Genomic DNA, 26,232 nt, shown 5'->3' with positions numbered 1-26,232 from the left:
CGTGAATCAGGGACAAGGGGTGAGAACTCTTGCATTTCGGCGGGACCGGCCGGGGAGAGCCGGTCCGACCGATGGCGGGACCGGCCGGGGAGAGCCGGTCCCGCCGAGGAACGGACCCTTACGGCTTGGGGAGCTCGCAGCCCTCGCGGCTCAGGTCGATCTTGTTGCCGGGCGCCACGCACGGCACGACGCCGTACGTCTGCTGGGCGTAGTTGATGCCCTCGCGGACCGTCACCTTGCCGTTCTCGTCTACCTCGCACGGATTGTTGTCCGTGCACTCCTCGCCGCTCTCGTTGCCGGTGTTGTTGACGGCGACCACCTTGCCGGTCGCGTCATCGACCACCGGAGAGCCCGAAGTGCCGCCGATCGTCTGGCAGTCGGGGGTGTAGCGGACCGAGTCCTTCCAGGTCCAGTTCCCCTCCTTGAGGCGGTACGCGAAGCCGTCGATGCTGCACTTGTACATCTTCTTCCAGTAGCCGGAGACGACGGTGATCGCCTTGCCCTGCTCCGGGCGCGCCGCGTTCAGTTCGAGCGCCTTGATGCCGAACTGGCTCTCGATCTCGCTGTAGGTGCTGGTGAGTTCGTAGAGCGAGAGGTCGGTGTCGGTCATCGTCCCGTACGCGATCTTGCTCGCCTTGACCGTGCCCGCGTCACCGCCGCTGGAGTCGAGGAGAGTGAAGCTGCGCGAGGACGGCTTGTCGACGACGACCTCACCGGGCGCCGGGAAGCCGCTCTCCAGGCAGTGGCCGTTGGACATCACGAGCGCAGGGTCGCCGGGCTGCGAGTCGGGCACGCGGACGACGGAGCCGGAACAGTTGCTCAGCGCCACCGTCCCGGCGAAGTCAACCGCCTTGGCTTTGGCGGGGCGTTCGTCACTGACGGCCGTCGCGGGCGCCGCCGTCGCTCCGAGGAGCAGCACGGCGAAGCACGCACCGACGAGAGGCTTGTTCATGTGGGGGGTCCCCTCTGATGACTGTGTGACCGAAGTTGTTTCGGTTTTGTCATGCGCATTGTTGGGGCACCCGGCCGCGAGGACAAGACCGCATACGGACAGAGCTGACCGCTGACAGGACGCTTCTCTCCGCCTCCCCCTGCCCCCCCTGCCTCCTCCCCCCCTACGCCCCCCTGCGCTACGTGGCGCAAAACACGAGGCGGGTCTCGTTGTGCGCCCGTAAGCTCGCGGACATGCAGGTCATCCAGTCGACGAAGCTCGCCAACGTCTGTTACGAGATCCGGGGCCCGGTACTCGAGGAGGCGATGCGCCTGGAAGCCGCGGGCCACCGCATCCTCAAGCTCAACACCGGCAACCCCGCCGCCTTCGGCTTCGAGTGCCCGCCCGAGATCCTGGAGGACGTCCTCCGCAACGTCGGCGACGCGCACGGCTACGGCGACGCGAAGGGTCTCCTCGCGGCCCGTCGCGCGGTGGTCATGCACAACCAGACCCTGGGCATCGAGACCGACGTGGAGCACGTCTTCATCGGCAACGGCGTCTCCGAGCTGATCGTGATGGCCATGCAGGGCCTGCTCGACGACGGTGACGAGGTCCTCGTACCGGCCCCGGACTACCCGCTGTGGACGGCCGCGGTCTCACTCTCCGGCGGCACGGCCGTGCACTACCGCTGCGACGAGCAGGCGGACTGGATGCCGGACCTCGCCGACATCGAGCGCAAGGTGACCGACCGCACCAAGGCGCTCGTGATCATCAACCCGAACAACCCGACGGGCGCCGTCTACAGCGAGGACATGCTGCGCGGCCTGACGGACATCGCGCGCCGCCACAATCTCCTGGTCTGCTCGGACGAGATCTACGACAAGATCCTCTACGACGACGCGGTCCACACCCCCACCGCCGCCATCGCCCCCGACCTGCTCACCCTCACCTTCAACGGCATGTCGAAGGCGTATCGAGTCGCCGGTTACCGCGTCGGCTGGGTGGCGATCTCGGGTCCGAAGGCGCACGCGTCCTCGTACATCGAGGGTCTGACGATCCTCGCGAACATGCGCCTGTGCGCGAACATGCCGGGTCAGCACGGCGTGGTCGCGGCGCTCAGCGGACGCCAGACCATCAACGACCTCGTACTGCCGGGCGGCCGGCTGGTGGAGCAACGCGACACGGCGTACGACCTGCTGACGCAGATCCCCGGCGTGAGCTGCGTGAAGCCGAAGGGTTCGCTCTATCTCTTCCCGCGGCTCGACCCGAAGGTCTTCAAGATCAAGGACGACCGCCAGATGGTGCTCGACCTGCTGCGCGCCGAGAAGATCATGGTCGTCCACGGCACCGGCTTCAACTGGCCGGAGCCCGATCACTTCCGGGTCGTCACGCTGCCCACGGTGACCGACCTGACCGAGGCCGTGACGCGGATCGGCACCTTCCTGGAGGGCTACAGCCAGCCCTAGCCCCGTACCGACTCCGGAGAGCTACCCGACTCAACTTTAGACTGAATCTAATGTAGGATGGCTTTCAAGCTACCCGCCAGGAGGCCATCCCATGTACGAGCCGATCCGCACCAAGTCGGTCCATGCCATGGCCGACCCGGGCGACTTCCCCCACCGCTCCCGCGAGGAGGAGCTGGACATCCAGCTCGCCGCGCATCTGGCCGCGCTGCTCGCCGTCACGGACGAGCTGCGCGCCCTCGCGCCCGCCGCCGATCTGGACGACGCCGCCGAGCAGCTGTCGGCCGAGGTGGCCCGGCTGCGCGGCGGCCTGCCGCCCGTCCGCTCGGCCGTGGTGAGCGCCATTCACGAACCGCACCTCACCGCCCTGCACCAGCGCGCCCACGCCCTCGCCGGGCGTGCGCTGGTTGTGGCCGCGTCCCGGGCGGACACGGCCGCCGCGATTCTCGCCGCGCGACGTATGGATGCGCATGCGGGCGCGGCCCGGCTGGTCGGCGCCCACTGAGCTACCGCGAAGGCTGCTTGCGCGACCGCGGATGCGCCGTGGCTGGGCGCGCAGTTCCCCGCGCCCCTTCGGGCACGGCCCATGAACGGCCCCGGTCCGAACGCCTCTAGGCGCTCGGACCGGGAGCCACCTACCCGGGATACGGGATCGTCAGCCGAGACGCTGCACCAGGGCGCGGTACTCGTCCCACAGTTCCTTGGGCGTGTGGTCGCCGAAGGTGTTCAGGTGCTCGGGGACCAGCGAGGCCTCGTCGCGCCAGACCTCCTTGTCGACCGTGAGCAGGAACTCCAGGTCGTCCTTGGCCAGGTCGAGGCCCTCGGTGTCCAGCGAGTCGACCGTCGGCAGGATGCCGATGGGCGTCTCGACGCCCTCCGCCTTGCCGTCGAGCCGGTCCACGATCCACTTCAGGACGCGGGAGTTCTCGCCGAAGCCGGGCCACACGAACTTGCCCTCGGCGTTCTTGCGGAACCAGTTCACGTAGTAGATCTTCGGGAGCTTCGACTGGTCGGGCTTGTCCGCGCCGACCTTGACCCAGTGGGCCATGTAGTCGCCCATGTTGTAGCCGCAGAACGGCAGCATCGCGAACGGGTCGCGGCGCAGCTCGCCGACCTTGCCCTCGGCCGCGGCGGTCTTCTCGCTGGCCACGTTCGCGCCGAGGAAGACGCCGTGCTGCCAGTTGAAGGACTCCGTCACCAGCGGCACCGCGCTGGCGCGCCGGCCGCCGAAGAGGATCGCCGAGATCGGCACGCCCTTGGGGTCCTCCCACTCGGGCGCGATGATCGGGCACTGCGAGGCGGGCGTGGTGAAGCGGGCGTTCGGGTGGGCCGCCGGGACGCCCGACTCGGGGGTCCAGTCGTTGCCCTTCCAGTCGGTGAGGTGGGCGGGAGTCTCCTCCGTCATGCCCTCCCACCAGACGTCGTTGTCGTCGGTGAGCGCGACGTTCGTGAAGACCGAGTTGCCCCACAGGGTCTTCATGGCGTTGGCGTTGGTGTGCTCGCCGGTGCCGGGCGCGACGCCGAAGAAGCCGGCCTCGGGGTTGATCGCGTAGAGCCGGCCGTCCTCGCCGAAACGCATCCAGGCGATGTCGTCGCCGATGGTCTCGACGGTCCAGCCGCGGGTCGTCGGCTCCAGCATGGCGAGGTTGGTCTTGCCGCAGGCGCTCGGGAACGCGGCGGCGACGTACTTCGACTCGCCCTGCGGGGGCGTCAGCTTGAGGATCAGCATGTGCTCGGCCAGCCAGCCCTCGTCGCGCGCCATGACGGAGGCGATGCGCAGGGCGTAGCACTTCTTGCCGAGCAGGGCGTTGCCGCCGTAGCCCGAGCCGTACGACCAGATCTCGCGGTCCTCGGGGAAGTGCGAGATGTACTTCGTGGAGTTGCAGGGCCACGGGACGTCGGCCTCGCCCGCTTCGAGCGGGGCACCGAGCGTGTGGACGGCCTTCACGAAGAAGCCGTCGTCGCCGAGCTCGTCCAGGACCGCCTGGCCCATGCGGGTCATGGTGCGCATGGAGACGGCGACGTACGCGGAGTCGGTGATCTCCACGCCGATCGCGGACAGCGGCGAGCCGACCGGGCCCATGCAGAAGGGCACGACGTACATCGTGCGGCCGCGCATCGAGCCGCGGAAGACACCACCCTCGCCGTCCGAGCCCTGGAAGATCTCCCGCATCTCGGCGGGGGCCTTCCAGTGGTTGGTCGGGCCCGCGTCCTCTTCCTTCTCGGAGCAGATGAAGGTGCGGTCCTCGACGCGCGCGACGTCGGTCGGGTCGGAGGCCGCGTAGTACGAGTTCGGGCGCAGCGTCGGGTCGAGCTTCTTGAAGGTGCCCTTGGCGACGAGCTCCTCGCACAGGCGCTCGTACTCGGCCTCGGATCCGTCACACCAGACCACGCTGTCCGGCTGCGTCAGTTCGACGATCTCGTTCACCCAGGAGACGAGCTCCTGGTGGTTGGTGGGAACGGTGCCCAGAGTCTCAGAGAGAAGGGGAGCCGCGATGTCGCGCGCCACGATTGCTCCTATACGAGGGGTTTATAGGTTTGTTGCCCCGTGGGGGCTGCGACCCGGACGCTTCACGTGTTGATCCCTCTGGCGCTCATCCGGTGCCGACCGCACTCATTTGATCATCCGACGCATCCGCGCATATGTCCAGGGGGCGTCACAAGTGAGCGGCGTGAGTATCGCCACTCGCCCGGTCGGCCTGCCGTACGCGAATCCGTCACTTGTACGCTCGGGTATCACCGTGAGCATCGCCACTTGTGCGCCACGGTTCTCCCCTGACTGATGCCTAACTTACGGTTGCGTAGGTACGATTTCTCCCATGACCGCTCCCGTCCCTGACGCGATCACGAACAGCAAGACCAACGGCCGCGACGCGGCCTCCAGCTCCGACTCGTCCGTGCTCGACGCCCTGCCGCTTCCCGACCTCGCGGAAGTGAAGCCCAAGATGCGCGGCTGGCTGCACGCGGGCATGTTCCCGGCGGTGCTCGTCTCGGGCATCGTGCTGCTGGCGCTCACGGACTCCACGCGCGCGCGGATCGCCTGCGGGATCTACGTCCTGTCGGCGTGCCTGCTCTTCGGAGTCAGCGCGATCTACCACCGGGGCACCTGGAGTCCGCGCGCGGACGGCGTACTGCGCAGACTCGACCACGCCAACATCTTCCTGATCATCGCGGGCACGTACACCCCGCTGACGATGCTGCTCCTGCCCGACTCCAAGGGGCAGTGGCTGCTCTGGGGCGTCTGGGGCGCGGCGGTGGCCGGCATTCTCTTCCGGGTCTTCTGGGTCGGCGCGCCCCGCTGGCTCTACACCCCCTGTTACATCGCCATGGGCTGGGCCGCGGTCTTCTTCCTGCCCGACTTCCTGCGGGCGGGCGGCGTCGCCGTCCTGGTCCTGGTGATCGTGGGCGGGCTGCTCTACAGCGCGGGCGGCGTGATCTACGGCATCAAGCGCCCCAACCCCTCCCCGCGCTTCTTCGGCTTCCACGAGGTCTTCCACTCCCTGACGCTGGCCGCGTTCGCGGTGCACTACGTGGGCATCTCGCTGGTGGCTTACCGGCACGGATAGAACCAGCGGAGGGGCTACCTGCCCCCTCCGCTCTCTCATGGCCGCGGCTTTCGAGCCGCGGCCATTTGCATGCCCGGACGCGCATGCCCGGACGCACGCGCCCGGACGCGCACGTGCACCTCTTGACGGTGACTACTATTTGATAGTTACTCTCAATTCATGGCCACTGTCACAAGCTCGTCTGCCGCACAACGGCAGGACCCACGCCGCTGGTGGGCGCTCGCCGCCCTGGTCGCGAGCATGCTCGTGCTCGGTTTCGACATGACGATCCTCAACGTCGCCCTGCCGACGATGGCCGGACAACTGGACGCGAGCACGGGCGAACAGCAGTGGATGGCGGACGCGTACGTCGTCGTGTTCGCGGCCCTGATGCTTCCGGCCGGGCTGCTCGGCGACCGGTTCGGGCGCCGCCGGATGCTGGTCACCGGGCTCGGGATCTTCCTGGTGGGCTCGTTGATCGGCACCTTCGTCGACTCGGTGGAGCTGGTCGTCGTGGCACGGGCGGTCATGGGCATGGGCGGCGCGCTCGTCATGCCCCTCGCTCTCGCGGTGCTGCCGGCGCTCTTCGCCCCCGGCGAGCGGACCAAGGCCATCGGCATCGTCTCCGCGGCCTCCGCGCTCGGCGCCCCGCTCGGGCCGATCGTGGGCGGCTGGCTCCTCGACCACTTCTGGTGGGGCTCGATCTTCCTGATCAATGTCCCCATGGTGGGCATCGGGATCACGGCCTGCGTCTTCCTGCTCCCGGAGACGACCGATCCGTCCGCCCCCAAGGTCGACGTCGCCGCCACCGCCCTCACCGCGGCCGGGCTCGGCGCGCTCATCTACGCGATCATCGAAGCCCCCGTACGGGGCTGGGGCGACCCGCTGATCCTCGGCATGTTCGCCGGGGCGGCCGTCCTGCTCACCGGGCTCGTCCTGCGCGAACGGAACATGCCGCGCCCGATGCTCGACATGTCCCTGCTGCGCCACCGCGGCTTCCTGCTCAACACGGTCGCGGCGACGCTCGTCATGTTCGTCCTGTCGGGCCTGATGTTCGTGCTTCCGCAGTATCTGCAGGCGGTGCTCGGGCATGACGCCTTCGGCACCGGTCTGCGGATGCTGCCGATGATGGGCGGCCTCCTCGTCGCGGCGAAGGGCGCGGAGCCCGTCGTACGCCGCTTCGGGGCGCGTGCGGTGATCAGCGCCGGGCTCGTCGTCCTCGCCTTCGCGGCGATCCTCGGCAGCCGTACGACGCCCGACTCCGGCTACGGCTTCACCGCGCTGTGGCTCACCGTCGCCGGGGTCGGCTTCGGCTTCGCCGTCGTGCCGGCCATGGACTCGGCCCTCGGGGCGCTGCCCGTGGAGCGGGCGGGATCGGGCGCGGGGCTCCTGATGACCGTGCGGCAGGTCGGCAGCGCCATCGGCATCGCCCTGCTCGGCTCGCTGCTCTCCAGCGTGTATGTCGACCGCCTCGACACCGGCACGATCCCGGACGCGGCAGCGGAGGCGTCGGGCGAGTCGGTGGTGGCCGCCCACGCGGTCGCCGAACGGCTCGGGGTTTCCCGGCTCGCCGACTCCGCCGACGAGGCGTACATCGACGGCATGGTGACGGTCCTCCTGGTGAGCGGTGTCGCGGCGCTTGTGACGGCGCTGCTGGTCGCCGCGCTGCTGCCGAAGTCGGATCCCGCGCCGCCGGACGACGGCGACATGGCACGGCGGATCGAGGATGCCTGACAATGAACGCCATGACGGCCGCACGAATCACCGCTTCCTCGCAGGGCTCCCAGCTGGGGCTCCGCGAACGGAAGAAGCTCAAGACGCGCATCGCGATCCGTGAGGCCACCTACCGGCTGATCGAGGAGCAGGGGTACGACGCGACGACGGTCGAGCAGATCGCCGAGGCCGCGGAGGTGTCGCCGTCCACCGTCTTCCGGTACTTCCCCACCAAGGAGGACATCGTCCTCACCGACGAGTACGACCCGCTCCTGGAGGACGATCTGCGGGCGCGCCCCGCGGACGAGCCGATCGTGGAGTCCTTGCGGCACGTGCTGCGCAGGGCGGTGAGCCTCGGCTTCACGGAGGAGCCGGAGGTCTCGCGCCTCCGCACCCGCCTGATGATCGAGGTCCCCGCGGTCCGCTCCCGGCTCCTGGAAAGCATGTCGGTCACCGGCCGGATGCTGTGCCGCGTCATCGCGGAACGCGCGGGCCGCGACCCCGAGGAACTGGAGGTCCGGGTGTTCGCGATGAGCCTCACCGCGGCACTCACGGAAACGGCGGCGTACTGGGCCGAGCACGGCCACGAGGACGACCTGGGCACCCTGGTGGACCGAGCCCTCGGCATGCTGATCGCCGGCTTCGGCACGGGCGCGCAGGAGGCCTGACTCGCGCGTGCACCCTGGGTAGGTGGGGTCCGGGCGTTCGCGATGATCCTCACCGCCGCCCTCACGCAGACGGCGGCGTACTGGGCTGAACACAGCCACGAGGACGACCTGGGCACTCTGGTGGACCGAGCCCTCGGCATGCTGATCACCGGCTTCGGCACGGGCACGCGGGAGGTCTGACTCGCGCGTGCGCCCCGGGGATGACAGCCACGGGGACGACCTGGGCGAGCTGGTCGACCGCGCCCCTGAGCATGCTGGTCGACGGCTTCGGCACGGGCACGCGGGAGGCCTGACTCGCGCGTGCGCCCCGGGGAGATCCCTCGGGAAAATACCCGGTCGCCGTAGCTGACCGCATGCCATCCTGACCGCATGGACGGTCCCGAGATCCTCATCCGCTTCGCCCCCGAGCTGGGCATTTTCGTCCCGCACGAGCGAAGGGGCGGTCCCACCAAGGCCGTTACGGACGGCGTGTCCACGCTCGGGCACGTCGTCGAGTCGCTCGGGGTGCCGTTGACGGAGGTCGGCTCGCTCTTCGTGGACGGCGCCGAAGTCCCCGTCTCGCACGTCCCGTCGGCGGACGAGTCGGTGGAGGTCCGCGCCGTCCCGCGCCCCCAGCCCGTCCCCGGCGCCCCTCTGCGCTTCCTCCTCGACGTCCATCTCGGCACGCTGGCCCGCCGGTTGCGGCTCCTGGGCGTCGACGCGGCGTACGAGAGCACGGACATCGGCGACCCCGCCCTCGCCACGCGCTCGGCCGCCGAGCGGCGGGTGCTGCTGAGCAGGGACCGGGGGCTGTTGCGGCGGCGGGAGCTGTGGGCCGGGGCGTACGTCTACAGCGACGCGCCGGAGGAGCAACTGCGGGACGTGCTGGGCCGGTTCGCCCCCGCACTGGCCCCCTGGACGCGATGCACGGCCTGCAACGGCTCCCTGCGGGCGGCCACCAAGGAGGACGTGGCGGACCGCCTGGAGGGCGGCACCCGGGGGTCGTACGACGTGTTCGCGGAGTGCGGGGAGTGCGGGCGGGTGTACTGGCGGGGAGCCCATCATGACCGGCTGGAGGGGATCGTGGCGGGGGCGGTCGCGGAATTCTCCCCAACCCCAACCCCAACCTCAACCCCGCCCCTTCCCGGCTGAGGAGGGGCCCTCGCGCCGAGCGAGTTTTCGGGAAGGGGCGGGGTTGGGGAAAAGAACCCCCAGGCGTCAGCCCGAAAGCTTCGCCGCCAACTCCCCCGCATCCACCGTCGGCGCGTCGCAGACGAACCGGCGGCAGACGTAAGCCGCCGGAAGTCCGCCCACCATGCCCCTCCCCGCGAGCAGCGGCAGCTCGTCGCCCCCCTCGGGGCCGACCGAGACCACAGCCCCCGGCGCCGTCCCCAGCAGGGCGGTGCGATGCAACTCCCCGCCCACGGAACCGATCACCGCGACCTCACGCGGCCCGTCGAGCGCGGCCTCGGCCACCGCGAGCCCGTGCCCGATGAACCGCGGAGCACGCGGCGCGAGCCCCTTCACCACACCCAACGCCCGCTCCGCCGCGAGGCGATGCGGCTCGGCGCCGGTCTGCGCCGCGTACGAGAGGAGCGCCCCCGCAGCCGCCGTCCACCCGGACGGCACCGCGTTGTCCGTGGGGTCCTGCGGCCGGCGGATCAACTGCTCGGCGTCCGCCGCCGTGTCGTACAGGGATCCGGACTCCGCGTCCACGAACTGCCCGAGCACGTGGTCGAGCAGGAACCCGGCGAACTCCAGCCACACGCCCTCCCCCGTCACGGAGGCCAGCGCGAGGAACCCCTCGGCGACGTCGGCGTAGTCCTCCAACACACCTGCGTTGGCGCCGACTTGACCGTCCTTGGACGTACGGGAGAGGCGCGCCCTGTCGTCCATGTGCAGCCGCACGAGCAGATCGCCCGCGCCCACCGCCGCCGCCACCAGGTCCGGCCGGTCGAAGTACGTGCCGACCTCCGCGAGCGCGGCGACGGCGAGCCCGTTCCAGGCGGCGACGATCTTGTCGTCCCGGCCGGGCGCGGGGCGCTCCGAGCGCGCCGCGAGCAGCCGCTCCCGGATCGAGGAGATCCGCGCGGCGTCGGCCACCACACCGCCCGTGTCGGGGAGTTGGAGCACGGAGGCGCCCTCCTCGAAGGTCCCTTCCTCCGTCACCCCGAAGTACGTCGCGGCCAACTCCGCGTCGGCGTCGCCGAGCACCTCGCGCAGCTGCTCCGGCGTCCACACGTAGTACGCGCCCTCGACGTGTTTGCCGCTCGCCGCGTCCTCGCTGTCGGCGTCGAGCGCGGAGGCGAAACCGCCCTCGTTCGTGCGCAGTTCGCGCACCATGAAGTCGGCCGTCTCCAGAGCCACGCGCCGCGCGAGGTCCGAGCCCGTGGCCCGCCACAGGTGGGCGTAGACCCGGCAGAGCAGGGCGTTGTCGTACAGCATCTTCTCGAAGTGGGGCACGACCCACTCCCGGTCCACGGAGTACCGCGCGAAGCCGCCGCCCAGCTGGTCGTAGATGCCGCCGCGCGCCATCCGCTCGCAGGTGTCGGCCGCCATCTGGAGGGCGCCCTCGGAGCCGGTGCGGGCGTAGTGCCGCAGCAGGAACTCCACGACCATGGACGGCGGGAACTTGGGCGCACCCCCGAAGCCGCCGCGCGAGGCGTCGTAGTCGCGCGTCAGGCCGAGCAGCGCCTGGGCGAGCTCGTCCTCGCCGGGCAGTTCGTCGGCGCCGAACGCCAGCTGCCGGTCGGCGAGGTCCCGCACGATCTTCCCGGCGACCTCGGCGACCTCGTCACGCCGGTCCTCCCAGGCACGCCGGACCCCGTCGGCCACCTGCTGGAAGGAGGGCATGCCGTGCCGGGGCTCGGGCGGGAAGTACGTGCCGAAGTAGAAGGGCTCGGCGTCGGGCGTGAGGAAGACCGTCATGGGCCAGCCACCCTGGCCGGTCGCGGCCTGTACGGCCTCCATGTAGACGGCGTCGATGTCGGGCCGCTCCTCGCGGTCGACCTTGACGCTGACGAAGTTCGCGTTCAGGAAGGCGGCCGTGCCGGCGTCCTCGAAGGACTCGTGCGCCATGACGTGGCACCAGTGGCACGCGGAGTAGCCGACCGACAGCAAGACGGGTACATCGCGCCGTCGCGCTTCCTCGAATGCCTCCGGTTCCCAGGGCCACCAGTCGACCGGATTGTCAGCGTGCTGAAGCAGATAAGGCGAGGTCACACCAGCTAGCCGGTTCATGCCATCCAGGCTCTCACAGCGCTTCGCCCTGAGGGCGAAGCCCACCATCTTCCGAATCCGGTGCGCCGCATCGCAGGACAGTAGGCTGAGCACAAGAGTGCCGGAACTGCCGAGGCTCCTCTCGAAGGAGGTACACCATGACCGCCGAGATGGTGGCGCCCGCCTGGATGCATACGCAGATCAGCGCGGAACAGTACGACTCCTGGTCCGAGGAGCAGTGCACCGGCATCGAAATCGTGGACGGGATGGTCGTCGTGAGCCCGAGCGCCTCGAAGCGCCACAACCGGCTGGCCCGCATCCTGGCCAATGCCCTGGACGCAGCCGCGGGCCCCGACTGGAACGCAGACACGGACTTCGACGTCCGCCTGCAGGACGTTCCACTCACCAACCGCCGTCCGGACGTCATCGTCTACCGGGCGGAAACCATCGACCTCACGCCCACCCGCCCCGAGCACGTGCTTCTGGTCGTCGAGATCGTGTCGCCCGGTTCGGAAACCACGGACCGGGTCGTAAAGGTCGACCAGTACGCCAAGGCCGGCATCCCCTTCTACTGGCGGGTCGAGCAGGCCGCCACCGGCGTTCCCATCGTCTACACCTACGTCCTCGACCCTGCGACCAAGAGCTACAGGGACGGCGAGATGTTCACCGCCGCGATCAAGACTGCTGCACCCTTCTCCGTCAATGTCGACCTGGGTTCCATCTGACGGTCTGCATCTGCGCGACAGCCCCACCGACGACACCCATCGCCGGACTGGTCTGCAGCCTTGCCGTCGGCGGGGCCGACCGGGTTGGAACCCTCCACACACGCCCCGCTCGCCCTTCGCCACCATGGCCGACCCTGGCACGGCGACTTCCTTATTGTGCAAGTGACAGTAACTGAAGTACCTTGCACGACATGCAACATGACGTGTGGTCACCTCCTCCTGTACTGCTGACGGTCGACCTCGTGATCCTGACGCTGAGGGAGAGCCGCCTCCACGTGCTCCTGGTGGAGAGGGGTGAAGATCCCTTCCGTGGCATCTCGGCGCTGCCCGGAGGATTTCTGAGCCACGGCGATGAGGAGATTTTGGATGCCGCCCACCGCGAACTGAGCGAGGAAACCGCCCTACCCGCCGGTTCGGTCCACCTTGAACAGCTGGCCGTGTACGGGGACTCGGGCCGTGATCCTCGGGGCCGAGTCGTATCCGTAGCCCACCTGGCGATCGCACCGAGGCTGCCGGAGCCGGTCGCGGGAACGGATGCCACCGATGCCGCGTGGGTTCCCGCAGAAGCCGTCCTGTCCGGTGAAGTGAAGCTCGCCTTTGATCACCGCCGAATCGTTAGCGACGGGATCGAACGCGCGCGCACCAAGCTCGAGTTCTCTTCTCTGGCCACAGCATTCTGCAGAGAAAACTTCACCATCACAGAGCTACAACAAGTGTACGAAGCCGTCTGGGGCACCGAACTCGACACTCGCAATTTCTACCGAAAGGTCCAAGCCGTAAAGGGGTTCATCGTCCCAGTAGGCACGAATCGCAGGACCACAGGAGGACGGCCGGCACGGCTGTACCGGACCGGCCCGAAGACGATGCTGTTCCCCCCGCTGATCCGACCCGCGCCATCCGTGATGGAAGAGATCACGAAAGAGAAGGAGGCATAGATGCCAAGTGGCCAAGTGGTGGTTCTCACTGCCCTCAATCTTGAATACCAGGCTGTGCGCCAGAAGCTCGCGGGTACGCAGGTGCATCGTCATAAGCGTGGTACCCGGTTCGAGGTGGGAACTGTGCAGGGCACATCGTGCCGTGTCGCACTCGGCCTGACGAGCAAGGGGAACAGTTCCGCAGCAGTGATCGCCGAACGCGCGATTCAGGAATTCTCGCCGGTGGCCGTGCTGTTCGTCGGGGTCGCTGGAGCCCTGTGGGAGACCGCCAGGCTGGGCGACGTGGTGATGGCGACACACGTGTACGCCTACCACGGCGGCACCAGCGAGGACGATGGACTCAAAGCCCGCCCTCGGGTGTGGGAAGCACCGCACGGCATCAGCCAGCTCGCTGCACACCTGGCCCGCCTGAACGACTGGGCGGACCCCACGGCCGGTTACGAGGACATGCCGCGGGTGTGCTTCGGGGCGATCGCCGCTGGAGAGGTCGTCCAGAACTCGATGATCTCGGACGAAGCGAAGTGGATCCGACAGCACTACAACGACGCACTCGCCATCGAGATGGAGGCTGCAGGTGTGGCACAAGCCGGCCATCTCAACGGGGCTCCGGTGGCCATCGTCCGAGGGATCAGCGACCGGGCGGACGGCACGAAAAACAGTGCTACGGACCGCAGCTGGCAGCCACGGGCCGTGGCGAACGCAGCTGCGTTCGCCACCCGCTTAGCAGTGGAGTTGTTGGGGGAACAGAAGGAGACCGCAATGTCTCAGGACGACGGGGTCCGTTCGGCCGACAGGTTGGACCGACGCGTCAGCAACACCGCACACAACAGCACCGTCGGTATCATGGCCGGCTCGGTCATGGGCAGCAGTGTCCACATGAACTCGGCCCCGAAGGCATCCGGCACGACGGACCTGATCGCGGAGCTGAACGGCTTCCGCGAGCAGTTGGGGCGGCACCGTACTGAGGGCGCCCTCGACGAGGACACCTACCGAGAGGCCCTGAACGATCTGGACTCCGCCCTCCGGACAGCCGGGAGGAACACCCCCGAATCGTCGAAGCGGACTGCCATGACGCTCAAGAGGCTGCGTGGGTTGGTCGCGGAGTGCCCCGCACTGGTGGCCGAGCTGGCCCCCATGGTGGCGGCGGCCGGTGAGCGAGCATGAGCCAGACCAGCGATGCCGCATACAACTCGGCCGCATACGACTCCACCGTCGGAATCCAGGCTGAGACCGTACACAACTCCAGTGTCTACTTCGTCCACCCGGACGCTTCACCCCAGGAGAAGTACAGGGTGGGCGTGCGGCTACTGGAGGACGGCATCCCCAGCCGCGCCCGCGAAATGATCACTGATGCGATCGCTCACGGGTACGACAGCGCGGAAGTTCGTTTCCACTGGGCGCTCGCCGTGCTCAGCGCACGCACCTACGACGACCTCAGTGCCGAAGAGGTCCAACGGCTCCACTACAGCTCCGGGCTCGTACAGACCTTCGCCGAGGACGAGTGGAAAGAAGCTCTGCGCGTCACTTTCGGCCTGCTGACGGTGCTCAGCACCGCCCACGGCGAGACCGGCCCAGTGCTGAAGCAGCTGCAAGATCTGCCGCTCCGCCAGCACAACGCAATCCTCCGCCACCTCGACCTCATGCTCACCGGAGGACTGAAAGACGACCTGTGGGCGGAGACCTGTGAACGAGCCAGGGCGGGGCGGTTCGGCAACGACCGGAGCCGGCGGGTCTGGGCCTACTTCGCGCCTGCCCCTATCGGGGCGCGCGCCGTTCAGCCCCACCCGAGCACCGCTGCCGCCGCCGAGGCGGCCCTCCCTGTCCGCACAGTCCTGTTCATCATCAGCAGCGTGCTCCTCTGGTGCCTGGCACTGATCTCGGATGCGGCCGAGGCGACCGTCGAGTTACTGGTGGCGCTCAGCGCGGGTCTGACTGCCGCCCGCTTCGGTGACCGGTGGTGCCAGGAACCCCGGTTGCACCTCACTGCCGGGGCTCGCATCCCGCACACGTACAGTCCTTCCTCAGACGAGGACGGGTTCACCAAACGCGTCCGCCATTCGTTCGATCACTACTTCAGCGTTCGCACGCCACACGAGTTCACGCCGGACGCCTGGCTCGCCCACACCGCTCAGGTCCGCAACAGCCTCGCCGCCGAGATCGCGGACCTTTATCGGGAGAGCCGGGTCGGTGTGGACCGGGTCACCTGGTTGATCCGGTACCTCGCTGAGGACGCCAGGAACCGCCACAACAACGGCACCCTATTCGAAGATCACCGCCATAGCCGGACTCCTGTCAAGACGAAGGCCGTGACCGTGGTGGCCCTAGCCGTTCTCGGCGTCACGGCTCTGACCGCGTTCGAAACGGCAGTTTCGGGTGCCCCCTCGCCTAGATCGCTATGGGCTTTCCTTGCCATGCTCGGTGCTGCCTGGTCCGGGCACGCAACCGCTTCGCTGTGGCTGCAGGTCCGGCGTGAAGAGCACCGGCTGGCCAGGGAGACCCTGAAGTACCGTGAGCAACTGACAGCACGACAGGCTGCGCACCAGCGCTGGCAGTCCCTCCTGGACACCACGCGTCCCAGCGAGCAGCAAATGGAGACTTGGCTCGCCTGCGACAAGACTTCGTTCGTCGATGAGGCGCTCCGGCACCACCGGCTCACCTGGCGCGATCTGATCACCCACACCATCCTGGTTTCCCCCGCCCCTTCCTACAAACGAGGGCGCGTCAGGCGCGGCCCCTGGCGGTACTCGCACTACGTGTTCCGCTTGTTCCTGTTCACCCAGGACGGCATCCGCGAGATGAGCTCCGAGTTCAGCTTCTCCGACGCAACGCGCAAGAACGAACAGCGGAGCAACTACCGCTTCGACGCTCTGTCCTCCGTCCAGGTCGCGGAGAACGTCGATGGAGGCTACGACCTGGAACTCGTCCTCACCAACGGGCCAGCCAGGAAGATACGCGTCAAGGACGCCGATGCCCATCAACTGGCGCCGGACGAGAATTCCAGGGAAATCTCCGAGATCAACCTCAGCGCGGCCGGATCCACCCATACCTTCCGCCTACTGGAGGGGATCGCGGCAGACGGGAAGGGTTGGATCGAACGACACAGCCCCGACAACCTGACGCCATTTCAGTTCGCCGGGTGATCCTGAATTCGAGCATGGGAATGCCTGTGAATTCCACGGATGATGTCACCGAGGGAAAAATCTTGCTGACCGAATACGACCGCCTCAAGGAGGAACAGAAGGCCCGCATAGGATTCCGCGACAACCTGCTCTATTTCACGCTCGCCGCGGCCACTGCGGTCGTGGCTATCACCGTCCAGAGCGGACAGTTCCGACTACTCCTCTCCGTCCCCGTGATCTGCCTCATTCTGGGATGGACCTACCTGGTCAACGACGAGAAGGTCTCGGCAATCAGCTACTACGTCCGCGACCAACTGGGACCGCGCCTGGGGGAACTCGCCTCCACCCACGGCACGATGTTCGGCTGGGAGGTCTACCACCGCAACGTTGCAGGCCGCACCATGCGCAAGCGGCTTCAGACCGCGGTGGACCTGTTCGCGTACCTGGTGTTGCCGATGGTCTGCACGGCCGCGTTCTGGTGCTCTCCTACCGTTCAGCCCTTGCTCGCGCTCACTTCTCTCGTGCAGACGCTCGCTTTGATCGTCCTGGGCTGGCAGTTCCTGCGCCGCGTGGAGCGGTAGCCGCACCGGACGGTGCGCAGCTGCCACGGGCCCGCGGCGAGCCGCGCGGGTTCGGGCTTCGTGGCCGCGCGCTGGGCTACGGGCGAAGGCGTCTTGGTGGTGCTCCCACGTGATCCGCTGACGCCCTCGCGTCGAAGGCTCCTACGCAGGACACTTGTGAACGCAGGTGACTGGTGATCTCAGATGTTGCTCTCGGAGGGGGATCCATATGCGGGACAGCCATCGGGCCGAAGCCGAGCGGCTGTTGGTGCGGGCGGTGGAGGAAGAGGTGCGGCGCTCCGGCGGTCGTATCGACGGGGGTGTGCTGCTCTCGCGGGCCCGTGGCGCCTTGGACACCATGGAGCAGACCGCCGCCGAGGAGTACGCCGCGTACGCGCAGGCCGTCGACGAGGCGGAGGCGGGGCAGCTCTCCTTCCGGCAGCGGTATGCCAGGGAAGGGGCGGGAACTCCGCTGCTGGTGGCGGCAGTTGCCGCTGTGGGCGCGTGTCTTGCCGACCTGGTCCTGGGGACCGCGGTGTCGACCGCCATGGGCGCGGGCGCCGCCGTCGCCGTCGTCGGCGCGGCCACCACCGTTCTGAAGGTCACCGCGGCGCACGTACCCGCGGCCAGCCGTCGCGCCGGTGCGATCAGCCAGCCGGGCGGGCCCGCGCAGCTGCGGCTGCAGTGGCTGACGGCCCTCGACGTGCGGGGCATCCGGCCCTTCCTCGACCAGCAGCGGGTGTTGCAGACCTCCACCGGCAAGAAGAAGGCGTCGCCGCAGCTGCGCGGCACGGACAAGAGCGCGGCGGCTCGGCGGCGTACCGTACTGGAGCAGTCCTTCACCCAACTTCCCGCGCCCGACGGGCCGTTCGCGGGGCGCCGGGCCGAGCTCGCCCGCGTCGCCCAGTGGGTGCACGCCGCGCGGGCCAGCACCGAGACCCGGCCCACCGTCGTCGTGCTGCACGGCGCGCCCGGCTCCGGGCGCTCCTCGCTCGCCGTGCGGGCCGCGCACGATCTGCGGGACCAGTTCCGGGGCGCGTGCGTCGTCGACCTGCGGGGCGAGAGCTCACAGCCGCTGTCCACGCGGGACGCGCTCCTGCACCTGCTGAATCGATTGGGCGCCCCGCGCGAGCAGCTGCTCTTCCGTGAGCGTTCCTCGCAGGAACAGCAGGTCAAGCGGCTCAGCGAGATCTACCACCAGTATCTGACCGGCCTCGCGGTGACCGTCGTGCTCGACGACGCGAGCGACCCGGAGCAGGTGCGCACGCTGGTGCCCGAGCGCTCCGACAGCCTCGTGCTCGTCACCACCCGGGGGCCCCTCGACCTCCCCGCCGACCTGCCCGCCTGGGTGCACCAGCTGCCGGTGGAGCCGCTGGACGCGGCGGGCGCCGAGGAGCTCCTGAGGGAAGCGGCCGAGGACGCCTCCGGGCCCTATGACGCCGAATCCGCCGAAGCCGTACGGGAGTTGTGCGGCGGCTTACCGCTCGCCCTGCGCGTCGCCGGGTCGTCGATCGGCTCGCGCACGGCGACGCAGCTGGCCGCGGACCTGGCCGCGTACGGCCCTGTGGACCCCGTGGAGCGCGTCCTGTGGATGCGCTACACCGACCAGAGCGAGCCCGCGCGGCGTCTGCTGCGCAGGCTCGCGCTCGCGGGCCGCGCGTCGCTGGGGGCGGCCGCCGCCGCTGCCCTGCTCGGCTCCGACGAGCAGGAGGCGGGCCGCCAGCTGACCGCGCTCTCGCGCGCGGGCCTCGTCGACCACGTGCGCGGCACCCGCTACCGCCTGCACGACCTCGTACGGGCCTTCGCCCTCGCCCGCCTCATCGACGAGGAGGAGCCCGGCGAGCGCACCGCCGCGCAGGAACGCCTGATCGTCAGCTACAGCGAGCTCGCCGGATCGGTGATCCGCCTGGTCGACGGCAAGATGTCGACGCGGGCGGGCCAGTTCGACCGGCACGGCTTCTCCTCGCTCGACGCGGCCCTGCGCTGGCTCGACGACGAGTCCAGCTTCATCACGGCGGCGCTGCGGCACGCGGAGGGCGTGGACCAGGAGGCGGTGCTCCATCTCCTGGGCGCCCTGTGCGACTACTGCCTGCTGCGCGGCGACCTCTACCGCCTTGGCGAGATCAGCGAGCTCACGCAGGCCGTCGGGCAGGGGCTTCTCTCACGGAGCGTGCAGTGGCGCACCGGCATCGCGTCCCGTCAGCTCGGCGAGCTCGACCAGGCGCGCACGACCCTGACGTCCGTCGTGGACCTGTACATGGAGGCCCATCAGGACGCGGGCGCCGCCCTCGCCCTGTGCTCCCTGGGGATCACCCTGCACCACCAGGGAAACCTGACGGAGGCGTCGGCGCGGCTGCGGGAGGCCCTCGATCTGCAGGCCCCGGACGAGCTCGCCGGTGACCGCGCCTGGACGATGCACGCCCTCGCCGCGGTGGAGCGTGACCGCGCCAACCTCAACCAGGCCCTCGGCCTCCTGGAGACCTCGCTCGTCCTGCACCGCGAGAACGACTCCCTGCACGGCGAGGCCTGGGCGCACTTCCAGCTGGGCCAGCTCTGCCTGCGCATGGGCGACGTACCGCGCGCGGAGGAGCAGCTGCGGGGAGCCCTCGACCTGTACGGGCGTACGCGTGACGGCCGCGGCGAGGCATGGGCCCTGACGCAGCTCGCGCGGGCCCGGCTTGTCGACGGCGACGCATCGGCCGCGGTCGACGGGCTGCGGCAGGCGGTCTCCCGGCACCGCGACAACGAGGACGCGCGCGGCGAGGCGTGGAGCGCCTACTACCTGGGCCAGGCCCTGGAGGAGGCGGGCAGCCTGGACCAGGCGGTGCGCGAGCTGGAGCGCTCGCGGACGATGTTCTCGCGGATGCGGGACGTGTACGGCCTGGCCTGCGCGCGGCATCACTCGGCGCGCGTGACCCGCGACCAGCGCGCCGCCCAGACGGGGTCGCTGCGCAACTCCGGCTTCGCCCGCCAGCTCCTGGTCGACGCCCGCGCCGACTTCCAGCGCATCGGGGTCGCGCACGGCGAGGCCTGGACGTGTCTGGAGCTCGCGGTCGTGGACGCGGGGAACACGCGCGCCCAGCAGGCGCTGGCTCTGTGCGACGAGGCGGCGGCGCTGTTCGCGTCGTACGGCGACCGCAGGGGCGAGGACTGGGCCCGCTTCCTGCGCTGCACCCTGCTGCCCTACGGCTCGCCCGGCGGCTGGGAGATCGGCACCGCCGTCGCCCAGGAGGAACTCAGCCAGCTGGCCCGCGCCGGCCACCCGACGCGCGACGGCAAGCTCGCCGACTACATGGAGGCGTTCGGCCTGCTCCTGGAGCGCGGCGCCGAGCTGGAGGCGGGCTGGCAGGCCTGGCGCCTGGGCATGGTGCCGAACCGTCACTCCCGTGAGGTGATGGGAGTGACGGTGACGAGGGCGGGCTAGCTCTCAGCGAGGGCGCCAGCTCCCGGCGAGGACGGGCCAGCTCCCGGCGAGGGCGGGTCAGCCCTTGCGGGCCTCGGCCTCGGCGGGCTCGGCCTCGGCGGGCTTCGCCTCACCCTTGCCGGACCCCGCGGGCTCCTTGAAGTCGACCTTCCGCATGTGCTTGTTCATCGACTTCATCAGCCCCCAGACGGCGAGGGCCATCACCGCGAAGACGATGAAGCCGAGAACACCCGGGGTCACCTTGTCATCGTCGACCTCTTTGGCGAGAGGGACGAGATGCGTCATTGCCAGATGTGCGTTCACGCTAGGCATTGTCGCGGATGCCCGCAAAGAGGTCGTCCTCGGGGAGGGATGTATCGACGAGCGACTTCGCGAGCTCGTACTCCTCCGTGGGCCAGACCTCCTTCTGGAGCTCCATCGGCACGCGGAACCAGCCGCCCTCGGGGTCGATCTGCGTGGCGTGCGCGATCAGCGCCCGGTCGCGGACCTCGTAGAAGTCGGCGCAGGGAACGTGCGTGGTCAGCGTCCGCTCGACCCGCTCGAACTCGTCCCAGCGCTTCAGCCAGTCCCCGTAGGGCGACTCCAGGCCCTTGTCGAGCATCGCCTTGTGCAGCGCCTCGGTGCGGGGGCGGTTGAAGCCCTGGTTGTAGTAGAGCTTCTGCGGCTGGAAGACCGGGCCGAACTCGCTCTCCGGGTACTTCTCGGCGTCCGCCGCACCGTCGAAGGCCACCATCGTGATCTTGTGGGTCATGATGTGGTCGGGGTGCGGATAGCCGCCGTTCTCGTCGTACGTCGTGATGACCTGCGGACGGAAGGAACGGATCTGCCGGACCAGCTCACCGGCCGCCTTGTCGACGTCCTCCAGCGCGAAGCAGCCCTCGGGCAGCGGCGGCAGCGGGTCACCCTCGGGCAGACCCGAATCGACGAAGCCGAGCCAGTCCTGCTTGACGCCGAGGATCTCGCGGGCCTCGTCCATCTCCTTGCGGCGCACCTCGTGGATGTTCTCCTGGATGTACTTGTCACCCTGGAGCTTGGGGTTGAGGATGTCGCCGCGCTCCCCGCCCGTGCAGGTCACGACGTGCACGTCCACCCCCTCGGACACGTACTTGGCCATGGTGGCCGCGCCCTTGGACGACTCGTCGTCGGGGTGGGCATGGACGGCCATCAGTCGCAGCTGCTCAGTCAAGACTCGATCCTCAGTGATCCGGCGCCCTGGTCAATATGGCGCAATGGGCGGCTTCTATAGTGACGGAACCGGGGGGCGGAAAATTCCGGCATCCCTTTTCCAGGAGGACGATCATGACGGCCGTGAGCGAGAAGCCCGTCGAGGGTCGATACGGCCACTCGCGCTCGGCCGACGAGCGCGCGGACCGGAAGCTGAAGATCACCGGTGGGGTCCTCGGTGTGCTCTTCCTCCTGATGATCGGCTGGTTCGGATACGACTACGTCTCCGGCACCAAGGTCAGCGGCGAAGTGATCAAGTTCGACGTCGTGTCGGCGAGCGCGGTCAAGGTGCACCTGGAGGTGCGCAAGGACGCGGACGCCAAGGGCTACTGCACCCTGCGCTCACAGGCCGAGGACGGCGAAGAGGTGGGCCGCGCGGACTTCCGGTTCGACCAGAACGAGGGCCGGATCGACAAGGTCGTCACGCTGCGCACGAAGGCACGCGGGACGAGCGCCGAGCTGCTCGGCTGCCACTCCGACTGACGCGGGCCGTCTGCGGGCCGTCGACAGGCCGCCCCACGCGTCACGCTGACCGGCCGACGCCCCCGGCGTATCGGCTCTCACCTGCGTCGACGTATTTCTGACGGCTTATGTCCTCCCCCTCACGCGCCTGAATTGTTAGGCTCGTGGTTTCGCCCACCCGTGAGGGAACATCCTTCTGGGTAGGGCGATGCTTTGTATTCCCAGTACCTACGAGGAGCACCTGTGACCCAGACCAGCGAGAACGTCACCTGGCTGACCCAGGAGGCGTACAACCAGCTCAAGGCCGAGCTGGAGTACCTGTCTGGTCCCGCGCGCACCGAGATCGCTACGAAGATCGCGGCGGCACGTGAGGAGGGCGACCTGCGCGAGAACGGCGGGTACCACGCGGCCAAGGAGGAGCAGGGCAAGCAGGAGCTCCGCGTCCGCCAGCTGACCCAGCTCCTTGAGCATGCGAAGGTCGGCGAGGCGCCGGCCGCGGACGGCGTGGTCGCGCCGGGCATGGTCGTGACGATCGCCTTTGACGGTGACGAGGACGACACCCTGACGTTCCTGCTCGCCTCCCGCGAGTACGCGAGCTCCGACATCGAGACGTACTCGCCGCAGTCCCCGCTCGGCAGCGGCGTGAACGGCAAGAAGATCGGCGAGGACGCGCAGTACGAACTGCCGAACGGCAAGCTCGCCTCGGTGAAGATCCTCCAGGCGAAGCCGTACCAGGCCTGAGGCCTCTTGGCTCTTCGGTTGACGCGAAAGGCCCCCGGCGCACGTGGCGCCGGGGGCCTTTCGCGTGTCCGGCGTCAGGCGGTGGCCGAGCGGTACTTGCGGACCGCGAGGGTGCGGAAGACCACGACGATCAGGATGGAGTAGATCACCGAGGCCCAGACGGGGTGCTGCATGGGCCAGGCCGTGGACGTGGAGACACCGGGGTTGCCGAAGAGTTCGCGGCAGGCCTGGACGGTCGCGCTGAAGGGGTTCCAGTCGGCGACGTGGCGCAGCCAGGGCGTCAGGTTGCTGGAGTCCACGAAGGCGTTCGAGATGAACGTGACCGGGAAGAGCCAGATCAGGCCGCCCGATGTGGCCGCCTCCGGGGTGCGGACCGACAGGCCGATCAGCGCGCCGATCCAGGTGAAGGCGTACCCGAGGAGGAGCAGCAGGCCGAAGGCGGCCAGCGCCTTGCCGATGCCCTCGTGGACGCGCCAGCCGACCAGGAGCGCGACGATCGCGAGCACTACCAGGGTGAGCGCGGTCTGGACGAGGTCGGCGATGGTCCGGCCGGTGAGGACGGCGCCGCGGGCCATGGGCAGCGACCGGAAGCGGTCGATGAGGCCCTTGTGCATGTCGTCGGCGATACCGGCCCCCGCGCCGGCGGTGGCGAACGTGACGGTCTGCGCGAAGATGCCCGCCATCAGGAAGTTGCGGTACACCGAAGGGTCGGTGCTGGCCCCGATCTGCATCGAGCCGCCGAACACGTAGCTGAACATCACCACGAACATGATCGGCTGGATCAGGCCGAAGATGACCATCTCCGGGATGCGCGACATCCGGATGAGGTTGCGCTTGGCGACGACCAGGGAGTCCCTGACGGACTGGCCGATGCCGCCCGCGGGCCTGGGGCCCGTCGTGGACTTGTTCACGATGCCGGTGGCGGTGCTCACTTGTCGGCCTCCTTCTTGGCCTTGCCCTGGGCGCCCTGGGCGTCTTCCGCCTCGCCGTTCCCCTCGTCGGTCACCTCGGCGGCATGGCCCGTCAGCGAGATGAACACGTCGTCCAGGGTCGGGCGGCGCAGCCCGATGTCGTCGATCTCGACCCCGCGGGCGTCCAGCTCGCGGATGACCTCGGCGAGCAGCTTGGCGCCGCCGGAGACGGGGACCGTGAGCTTGCGGGTGTGGTTCTCTACGGCGACCTCGCCCTTGCCGAGGCCCCGCAGGACCTCGACGGCGGCGGTGATGTCCTCGCGCTCGTGCACCACGACCTCGACGCGCTCGCCGCCGGTCTGCGCCTTGAGCTGGTCCGAGGTGCCGCGCGCGATGACGCGGCCGTGGTCGATGACGCAGATGTCGTGCGCCAGGTGGTCGGCCTCTTCGAGGTACTGGGTGGTGAGCAGCAGGGTCGTGCCGCCCGAGACCAGCTCCTGGATGACCTCCCAGAGCTGCTGGCGGTTGCGCGGGTCGAGGCCCGTCGTCGGCTCGTCCATGAACATCACCGGGGGTGACACGACGAGCGCCGCGGCGAGGTCGAGACGGCGGCGCATGCCTCCCGAATACGTCTTGGAGGGGCGGTCGGCGGCGTCGGCGAGATGGAACCGGTCGAGCAGCTCGCCCGCCCTGACCTTCGCTTCCTTCGCCCTCATCTGGTAGAGCTGGCCGACCATCTGGAGGTTCTCGCGGCCCGTGAGGTACTCGTCGACCGCGGCGAACTGGCCCGAGAGGCCGATCGAGCGCCGCACTTCGTTCGGATTCTTGAGTACGTCGATGCCCGCGACGACCGCGCGCCCGCTGTCCGGCGTGAGAAGCGTCGTCAGACAGCGCACCGCCGTCGTCTTGCCCGCGCCGTTCGGCCCGAGGAGGCCGAGCACGGTGCCTTCCGGGACATCCAGATCGACGCCGTCCAGAGCCCTTACGTCGCCGAAGGTCTTCACCAGTCCCTCGGCGTAGATGGCGCCTGGCATGTGGGTTCCCCCAGTGGTTTGGGTGAGTTTCTACGGAAAGCTTAGATTTGCCGGGTATGACGCGCCCGGCGACCAGTGACGTGAGACACACCATAACGCGATACATCGCGTCTCTTCAACGGGTTGGGCGAAGCCTGTGGATAACGCAAAATAGCGGGGAACGGAGCCTGATGCAGGGGAATTTCGATGAGCCCGCGCCGTCGGCCGACGTGGGTGTAGGCGCGTCAGCCGATGAGGAGTGCAGGCCCGTCGGCCGATGAGGAGTGCAGGCCGTCGGCCGATGAGAGGTGCAGCCGTCAGCCGATGACGGTGTAACCCGCCTCGCGCAGAGCCGTGCCGACCTCGGTGCAGTGCGCGGGCCCCTTGGTCTCCAGGTGCAACTCCACCTCCACCTCCGTGAGTCCGAGCCGCGGATCGGTCCGCACATGGCCCACGTCCAGGACGTTGGCGTCGACCACCGACAACACCCCGAGCAGCGTGGCCAGCGCTCCCGGCCGGTCCGTGAGGCGCAGGCGCAGCGACAGATAGCGGCCCCCCGCCGCCATGCCGTGGCGCAGGATCCGCTGCATCAGGAGCGGGTCGACATTGCCGCCCGACAGGAGGGCGACCACCGGGCCCTCGAACTCCCGCGGCCTGCTCAGGAGCGCCGCGACGGGGCTCGCGCCCGCCGGCTCGACGACCATCTTGGCCCGCTCCAGGCAGAGCAGCAGCGCGCTGGACAGCTCGTCCTCGGAGACGGTGACGATGCCGTCCAGGAGCTCGTCGATGATCCGGAACGGCACGTCGCCGGGGCGCCCGACCTTGATGCCGTCGGCCATCGTCGCCGGGTTCTCGATCGCCACCGGGTGCCCCGCCGCGAGCGAGGGGGGATACGCCGCCGAGCCCGCGGCCTGCACGCCGATCACCTTGACGTCCGGGCGCAGCGTCTTGACGGCCACCGCGATGCCAGCGGCGAGCCCGCCGCCGCCGACGCCGAGGACCAGGGTGCGCAGCTCGGGGCACTGCTCCAGGATCTCCAGGCCCACCGTGCCCTGCCCCGCGATGATGTCGGGGTGGTCGAAGGGGTGGATGAAGACCGCGCCCGTCTCGTCGGCGTACTCCTGGGCCGCGGCAAGCGTCTCGTCGACCACCTGGCCGTGCAGCCGCACCTCCGCGCCGTACTCACGGGTCGCCGCGACCTTGGGCAGCGGCGCGCCCACCGGCATGAACACCGTGGACCGCACGCCGAGCAGCGAGGACGCGAGGGCCACGCCCTGCGCGTGGTTGCCCGCGCTCGCGGCGACCACACCGGCCGCGCGCTCCTCGGGGAGCAGGCCCGCGATCCGTACGTACGCGCCGCGCAGCTTGAACGAACCCGTCCGCTGGAGGTTCTCGCACTTGAAGTGCACCGGCGCGCCCACCAGCTGCGACAGGTGCCTGCTGCCTTCCATCGCCGTCATCCGGGACACGCCCGAGAGCATCTTCTGGGCGCCGCGCACGTCGTCGAGGGTGACCGAAGGCAAGGAGTGAGGCGTGCGGTAGCTCATGACCGCAAGTCTCCCAGTTCACACCGGGGTCCTCCTGCGGTGCCCACGTGCCG

23 protein-coding genes are annotated in these 26,232 nt (G+C 69.1%); 15 read left to right on the top strand and 8 right to left on the bottom strand.

The window, feature by feature from the left end; translation table 11 throughout:
* Positions 1 to 118: 118 nt before the first annotated feature.
* The gene (locus ABXJ52_RS23360; protein WP_367044618.1) at positions 119 to 952 is read right to left on the bottom strand and encodes a serine protease; all 834 of its coding nucleotides are present in this window, start codon (positions 950 to 952) and stop codon (positions 119 to 121) included.
* Positions 953 to 1,185: 233 nt separating this feature from the next.
* On the opposite strand from ABXJ52_RS23360, the gene ABXJ52_RS23355 reads away from it, so the two are divergent.
* Entirely contained in the window at positions 1,186 to 2,397 is a 1,212-nt protein-coding gene (locus ABXJ52_RS23355) for a pyridoxal phosphate-dependent aminotransferase (RefSeq protein WP_367044617.1), read from the top strand.
* Positions 2,398 to 2,488: 91 nt separating this feature from the next.
* Positions 2,489 to 2,899 (top strand): hypothetical protein, encoded by a 411-nt coding sequence (locus ABXJ52_RS23350; RefSeq protein WP_367044616.1) that lies wholly within the window; start codon positions 2,489 to 2,491, stop codon positions 2,897 to 2,899.
* A gap of 150 nt (positions 2,900 to 3,049) precedes the next feature.
* On the opposite strand, the gene ABXJ52_RS23345 is transcribed toward ABXJ52_RS23350, so the two are convergent.
* Positions 3,050 to 4,903, bottom strand: coding sequence for a phosphoenolpyruvate carboxykinase (GTP) (locus ABXJ52_RS23345; protein ID WP_367044615.1), 1,854 nt, complete (start codon positions 4,901 to 4,903; stop codon positions 3,050 to 3,052).
* Between the two features lie 310 nt (positions 4,904 to 5,213).
* Here ABXJ52_RS23345 and ABXJ52_RS23340 point away from each other — a divergent pair, with 310 nt between their 5' ends.
* The 5 genes from ABXJ52_RS23340 (at position 5,214) to ABXJ52_RS23320 (ending at position 9,451) form a co-directional block, all read left to right on the top strand.
* The gene (locus tag ABXJ52_RS23340; RefSeq protein ID WP_367044614.1) at positions 5,214 to 5,960 is read left to right on the top strand and encodes a hemolysin III family protein; all 747 of its coding nucleotides are present in this window, start codon (positions 5,214 to 5,216) and stop codon (positions 5,958 to 5,960) included.
* Positions 5,961 to 6,119: 159 nt separating this feature from the next.
* Entirely contained in the window at positions 6,120 to 7,673 is a 1,554-nt protein-coding gene (locus ABXJ52_RS23335) for an MFS transporter (RefSeq protein WP_367044613.1), read from the top strand.
* 11 nt (positions 7,674 to 7,684) lie between these two features.
* Entirely contained in the window at positions 7,685 to 8,320 is a 636-nt protein-coding gene (locus ABXJ52_RS23330; protein ID WP_367044611.1) for a TetR family transcriptional regulator, read from the top strand.
* Positions 8,321 to 8,362: 42 nt separating this feature from the next.
* Positions 8,363 to 8,500, top strand: coding sequence for a hypothetical protein (locus ABXJ52_RS23325; RefSeq protein WP_367044609.1), 138 nt, complete (start codon positions 8,363 to 8,365; stop codon positions 8,498 to 8,500).
* A gap of 189 nt (positions 8,501 to 8,689) precedes the next feature.
* Positions 8,690 to 9,451 carry a Mut7-C RNAse domain-containing protein gene (locus ABXJ52_RS23320; protein WP_367044607.1) on the top strand — a complete coding sequence of 254 codons (762 nt, stop codon included), beginning with the start codon at positions 8,690 to 8,692 and terminating at the stop codon, positions 9,449 to 9,451.
* A gap of 66 nt (positions 9,452 to 9,517) precedes the next feature.
* Here the strand turns inward: ABXJ52_RS23320 and ABXJ52_RS23315 are convergent, their stop codons facing one another.
* Positions 9,518 to 11,539, bottom strand: coding sequence for a thioredoxin domain-containing protein (locus tag ABXJ52_RS23315; protein WP_367044606.1), 2,022 nt, complete (start codon positions 11,537 to 11,539; stop codon positions 9,518 to 9,520).
* Positions 11,540 to 11,676: 137 nt separating this feature from the next.
* Here ABXJ52_RS23315 and ABXJ52_RS23310 point away from each other — a divergent pair, with 137 nt between their 5' ends.
* From ABXJ52_RS23310 to ABXJ52_RS23285, 6 genes are all read left to right on the top strand, one after another.
* Complete coding sequence (locus ABXJ52_RS23310; protein WP_367044605.1) at positions 11,677 to 12,243, top strand: Uma2 family endonuclease; 567 nt, start codon at positions 11,677 to 11,679, stop codon at positions 12,241 to 12,243.
* A 191-nt stretch (positions 12,244 to 12,434) separates the two neighbouring features.
* Entirely contained in the window at positions 12,435 to 13,178 is a 744-nt protein-coding gene (locus tag ABXJ52_RS23305; RefSeq protein WP_367044604.1) for an NUDIX domain-containing protein, read from the top strand.
* A complete protein-coding gene (locus tag ABXJ52_RS23300) occupies positions 13,179 to 14,342 on the top strand; it encodes a 5'-methylthioadenosine/S-adenosylhomocysteine nucleosidase (protein WP_367044603.1) in 1,164 nt (387 codons plus the stop codon).
* Complete coding sequence (locus ABXJ52_RS23295; protein ID WP_367044601.1) at positions 14,339 to 16,318, top strand: hypothetical protein; 1,980 nt, start codon at positions 14,339 to 14,341, stop codon at positions 16,316 to 16,318. Before ABXJ52_RS23300 ends, ABXJ52_RS23295 begins: the two co-directional genes overlap by 4 nt.
* 20 nt (positions 16,319 to 16,338) lie before the next feature.
* A complete protein-coding gene (locus tag ABXJ52_RS23290) occupies positions 16,339 to 16,878 on the top strand; it encodes a hypothetical protein (protein WP_367049202.1) in 540 nt (179 codons plus the stop codon).
* 208 nt (positions 16,879 to 17,086) lie between these two features.
* Positions 17,087 to 20,281 carry a tetratricopeptide repeat protein gene (locus ABXJ52_RS23285; protein ID WP_367044599.1) on the top strand — a complete coding sequence of 1,065 codons (3,195 nt, stop codon included), beginning with the start codon at positions 17,087 to 17,089 and terminating at the stop codon, positions 20,279 to 20,281.
* 57 nt (positions 20,282 to 20,338) lie between these two features.
* On the opposite strand, the gene ABXJ52_RS23280 is transcribed toward ABXJ52_RS23285, so the two are convergent.
* On the bottom strand, positions 20,339 to 20,593 hold the full coding sequence (locus ABXJ52_RS23280) for a hypothetical protein (protein WP_367044598.1): 255 nt from the start codon (positions 20,591 to 20,593) through the stop codon (positions 20,339 to 20,341).
* Positions 20,586 to 21,467, bottom strand: a complete 882-nt coding sequence (gene mca / locus ABXJ52_RS23275) for a mycothiol conjugate amidase Mca (RefSeq protein ID WP_367044597.1) — start codon at positions 21,465 to 21,467, stop codon at positions 20,586 to 20,588. The genes ABXJ52_RS23280 and mca overlap by 8 nt, the downstream gene beginning before the upstream one ends.
* Positions 21,468 to 21,580: 113 nt before the next feature.
* Here mca and ABXJ52_RS23270 point away from each other — a divergent pair, with 113 nt between their 5' ends.
* Together ABXJ52_RS23270 and greA are read left to right on the top strand one after the other, a co-directional pair.
* A complete protein-coding gene (locus ABXJ52_RS23270) occupies positions 21,581 to 21,988 on the top strand; it encodes a DUF4307 domain-containing protein (RefSeq protein ID WP_367044596.1) in 408 nt (135 codons plus the stop codon).
* A 222-nt stretch (positions 21,989 to 22,210) separates the two neighbouring features.
* The gene (gene greA / locus ABXJ52_RS23265; protein ID WP_367044595.1) at positions 22,211 to 22,708 is read left to right on the top strand and encodes a transcription elongation factor GreA; all 498 of its coding nucleotides are present in this window, start codon (positions 22,211 to 22,213) and stop codon (positions 22,706 to 22,708) included.
* 74 nt (positions 22,709 to 22,782) lie between these two features.
* Here the strand turns inward: greA and ABXJ52_RS23260 are convergent, their stop codons facing one another.
* The 3 genes from ABXJ52_RS23260 to ilvA all read right to left on the bottom strand — a co-directional run bounded on the left by ABXJ52_RS23260 (position 22,783) and on the right by ilvA (position 26,179).
* A complete protein-coding gene (locus tag ABXJ52_RS23260) occupies positions 22,783 to 23,622 on the bottom strand; it encodes an ABC transporter permease (protein ID WP_367049200.1) in 840 nt (279 codons plus the stop codon).
* Between the two features lie 14 nt (positions 23,623 to 23,636).
* Positions 23,637 to 24,653, bottom strand: a complete 1,017-nt coding sequence (locus tag ABXJ52_RS23255) for an ATP-binding cassette domain-containing protein (RefSeq protein ID WP_367044593.1) — start codon at positions 24,651 to 24,653, stop codon at positions 23,637 to 23,639.
* Positions 24,654 to 24,949: 296 nt separating this feature from the next.
* Positions 24,950 to 26,179: a threonine ammonia-lyase gene (gene ilvA, locus ABXJ52_RS23250; protein WP_367044591.1), complete on the bottom strand. Its 1,230-nt coding sequence runs from the start codon at positions 26,177 to 26,179 to the stop codon at positions 24,950 to 24,952.
* Positions 26,180 to 26,232 lie beyond the last annotated feature (53 nt).

Source organism: Streptomyces sp. Je 1-332 (assembly GCF_040730185.1).
In the GTDB taxonomy this organism is placed as follows: Bacteria; Actinomycetota; Actinomycetes; order Streptomycetales; family Streptomycetaceae; genus Streptomyces.
The sequence above is the reverse complement of the archived record's forward strand: the minus strand, read 5'-3'. Positions and strand labels throughout refer to the sequence as shown.

Bases quoted from the DNA above. Each gene is read 5' to 3' on its own strand.
- ABXJ52_RS23360 (WP_367044618.1), bottom strand. From the start codon at position 952: ATGAACAAGCCTCTCGTCGGTGCGTGCTTCGCCGTGCTGCTCCTCGGA.
- ABXJ52_RS23355 (WP_367044617.1), top strand. From the start codon at position 1,186: ATGCAGGTCATCCAGTCGACGAAGCTCGCCAACGTCTGTTACGAGATC.
- ABXJ52_RS23350 (WP_367044616.1), top strand. From the start codon at position 2,489: ATGTACGAGCCGATCCGCACCAAGTCGGTCCATGCCATGGCCGACCCG.
- ABXJ52_RS23340 (WP_367044614.1), top strand. From the start codon at position 5,214: ATGACCGCTCCCGTCCCTGACGCGATCACGAACAGCAAGACCAACGGC.
- ABXJ52_RS23335 (WP_367044613.1), top strand. From the start codon at position 6,120: ATGGCCACTGTCACAAGCTCGTCTGCCGCACAACGGCAGGACCCACGC.
- ABXJ52_RS23330 (WP_367044611.1), top strand. From the start codon at position 7,685: ATGACGGCCGCACGAATCACCGCTTCCTCGCAGGGCTCCCAGCTGGGG.
- ABXJ52_RS23325 (WP_367044609.1), top strand. From the start codon at position 8,363: ATGATCCTCACCGCCGCCCTCACGCAGACGGCGGCGTACTGGGCTGAA.
- ABXJ52_RS23320 (WP_367044607.1), top strand. From the start codon at position 8,690: ATGGACGGTCCCGAGATCCTCATCCGCTTCGCCCCCGAGCTGGGCATT.
- ABXJ52_RS23315 (WP_367044606.1), bottom strand. From the start codon at position 11,539: ATGAACCGGCTAGCTGGTGTGACCTCGCCTTATCTGCTTCAGCACGCT.
- ABXJ52_RS23310 (WP_367044605.1), top strand. From the start codon at position 11,677: ATGACCGCCGAGATGGTGGCGCCCGCCTGGATGCATACGCAGATCAGC.
- ABXJ52_RS23305 (WP_367044604.1), top strand. From the start codon at position 12,435: ATGCAACATGACGTGTGGTCACCTCCTCCTGTACTGCTGACGGTCGAC.
- ABXJ52_RS23300 (WP_367044603.1), top strand. From the start codon at position 13,179: ATGCCAAGTGGCCAAGTGGTGGTTCTCACTGCCCTCAATCTTGAATAC.
- ABXJ52_RS23295 (WP_367044601.1), top strand. From the start codon at position 14,339: ATGAGCCAGACCAGCGATGCCGCATACAACTCGGCCGCATACGACTCC.
- ABXJ52_RS23290 (WP_367049202.1), top strand. From the start codon at position 16,339: ATGCCTGTGAATTCCACGGATGATGTCACCGAGGGAAAAATCTTGCTG.
- ABXJ52_RS23285 (WP_367044599.1), top strand. From the start codon at position 17,087: ATGCGGGACAGCCATCGGGCCGAAGCCGAGCGGCTGTTGGTGCGGGCG.
- ABXJ52_RS23280 (WP_367044598.1), bottom strand. From the start codon at position 20,593: ATGCCTAGCGTGAACGCACATCTGGCAATGACGCATCTCGTCCCTCTC.
- ABXJ52_RS23270 (WP_367044596.1), top strand. From the start codon at position 21,581: ATGACGGCCGTGAGCGAGAAGCCCGTCGAGGGTCGATACGGCCACTCG.
- ABXJ52_RS23255 (WP_367044593.1), bottom strand. From the start codon at position 24,653: ATGCCAGGCGCCATCTACGCCGAGGGACTGGTGAAGACCTTCGGCGAC.
- ilvA (WP_367044591.1), bottom strand. From the start codon at position 26,179: ATGAGCTACCGCACGCCTCACTCCTTGCCTTCGGTCACCCTCGACGAC.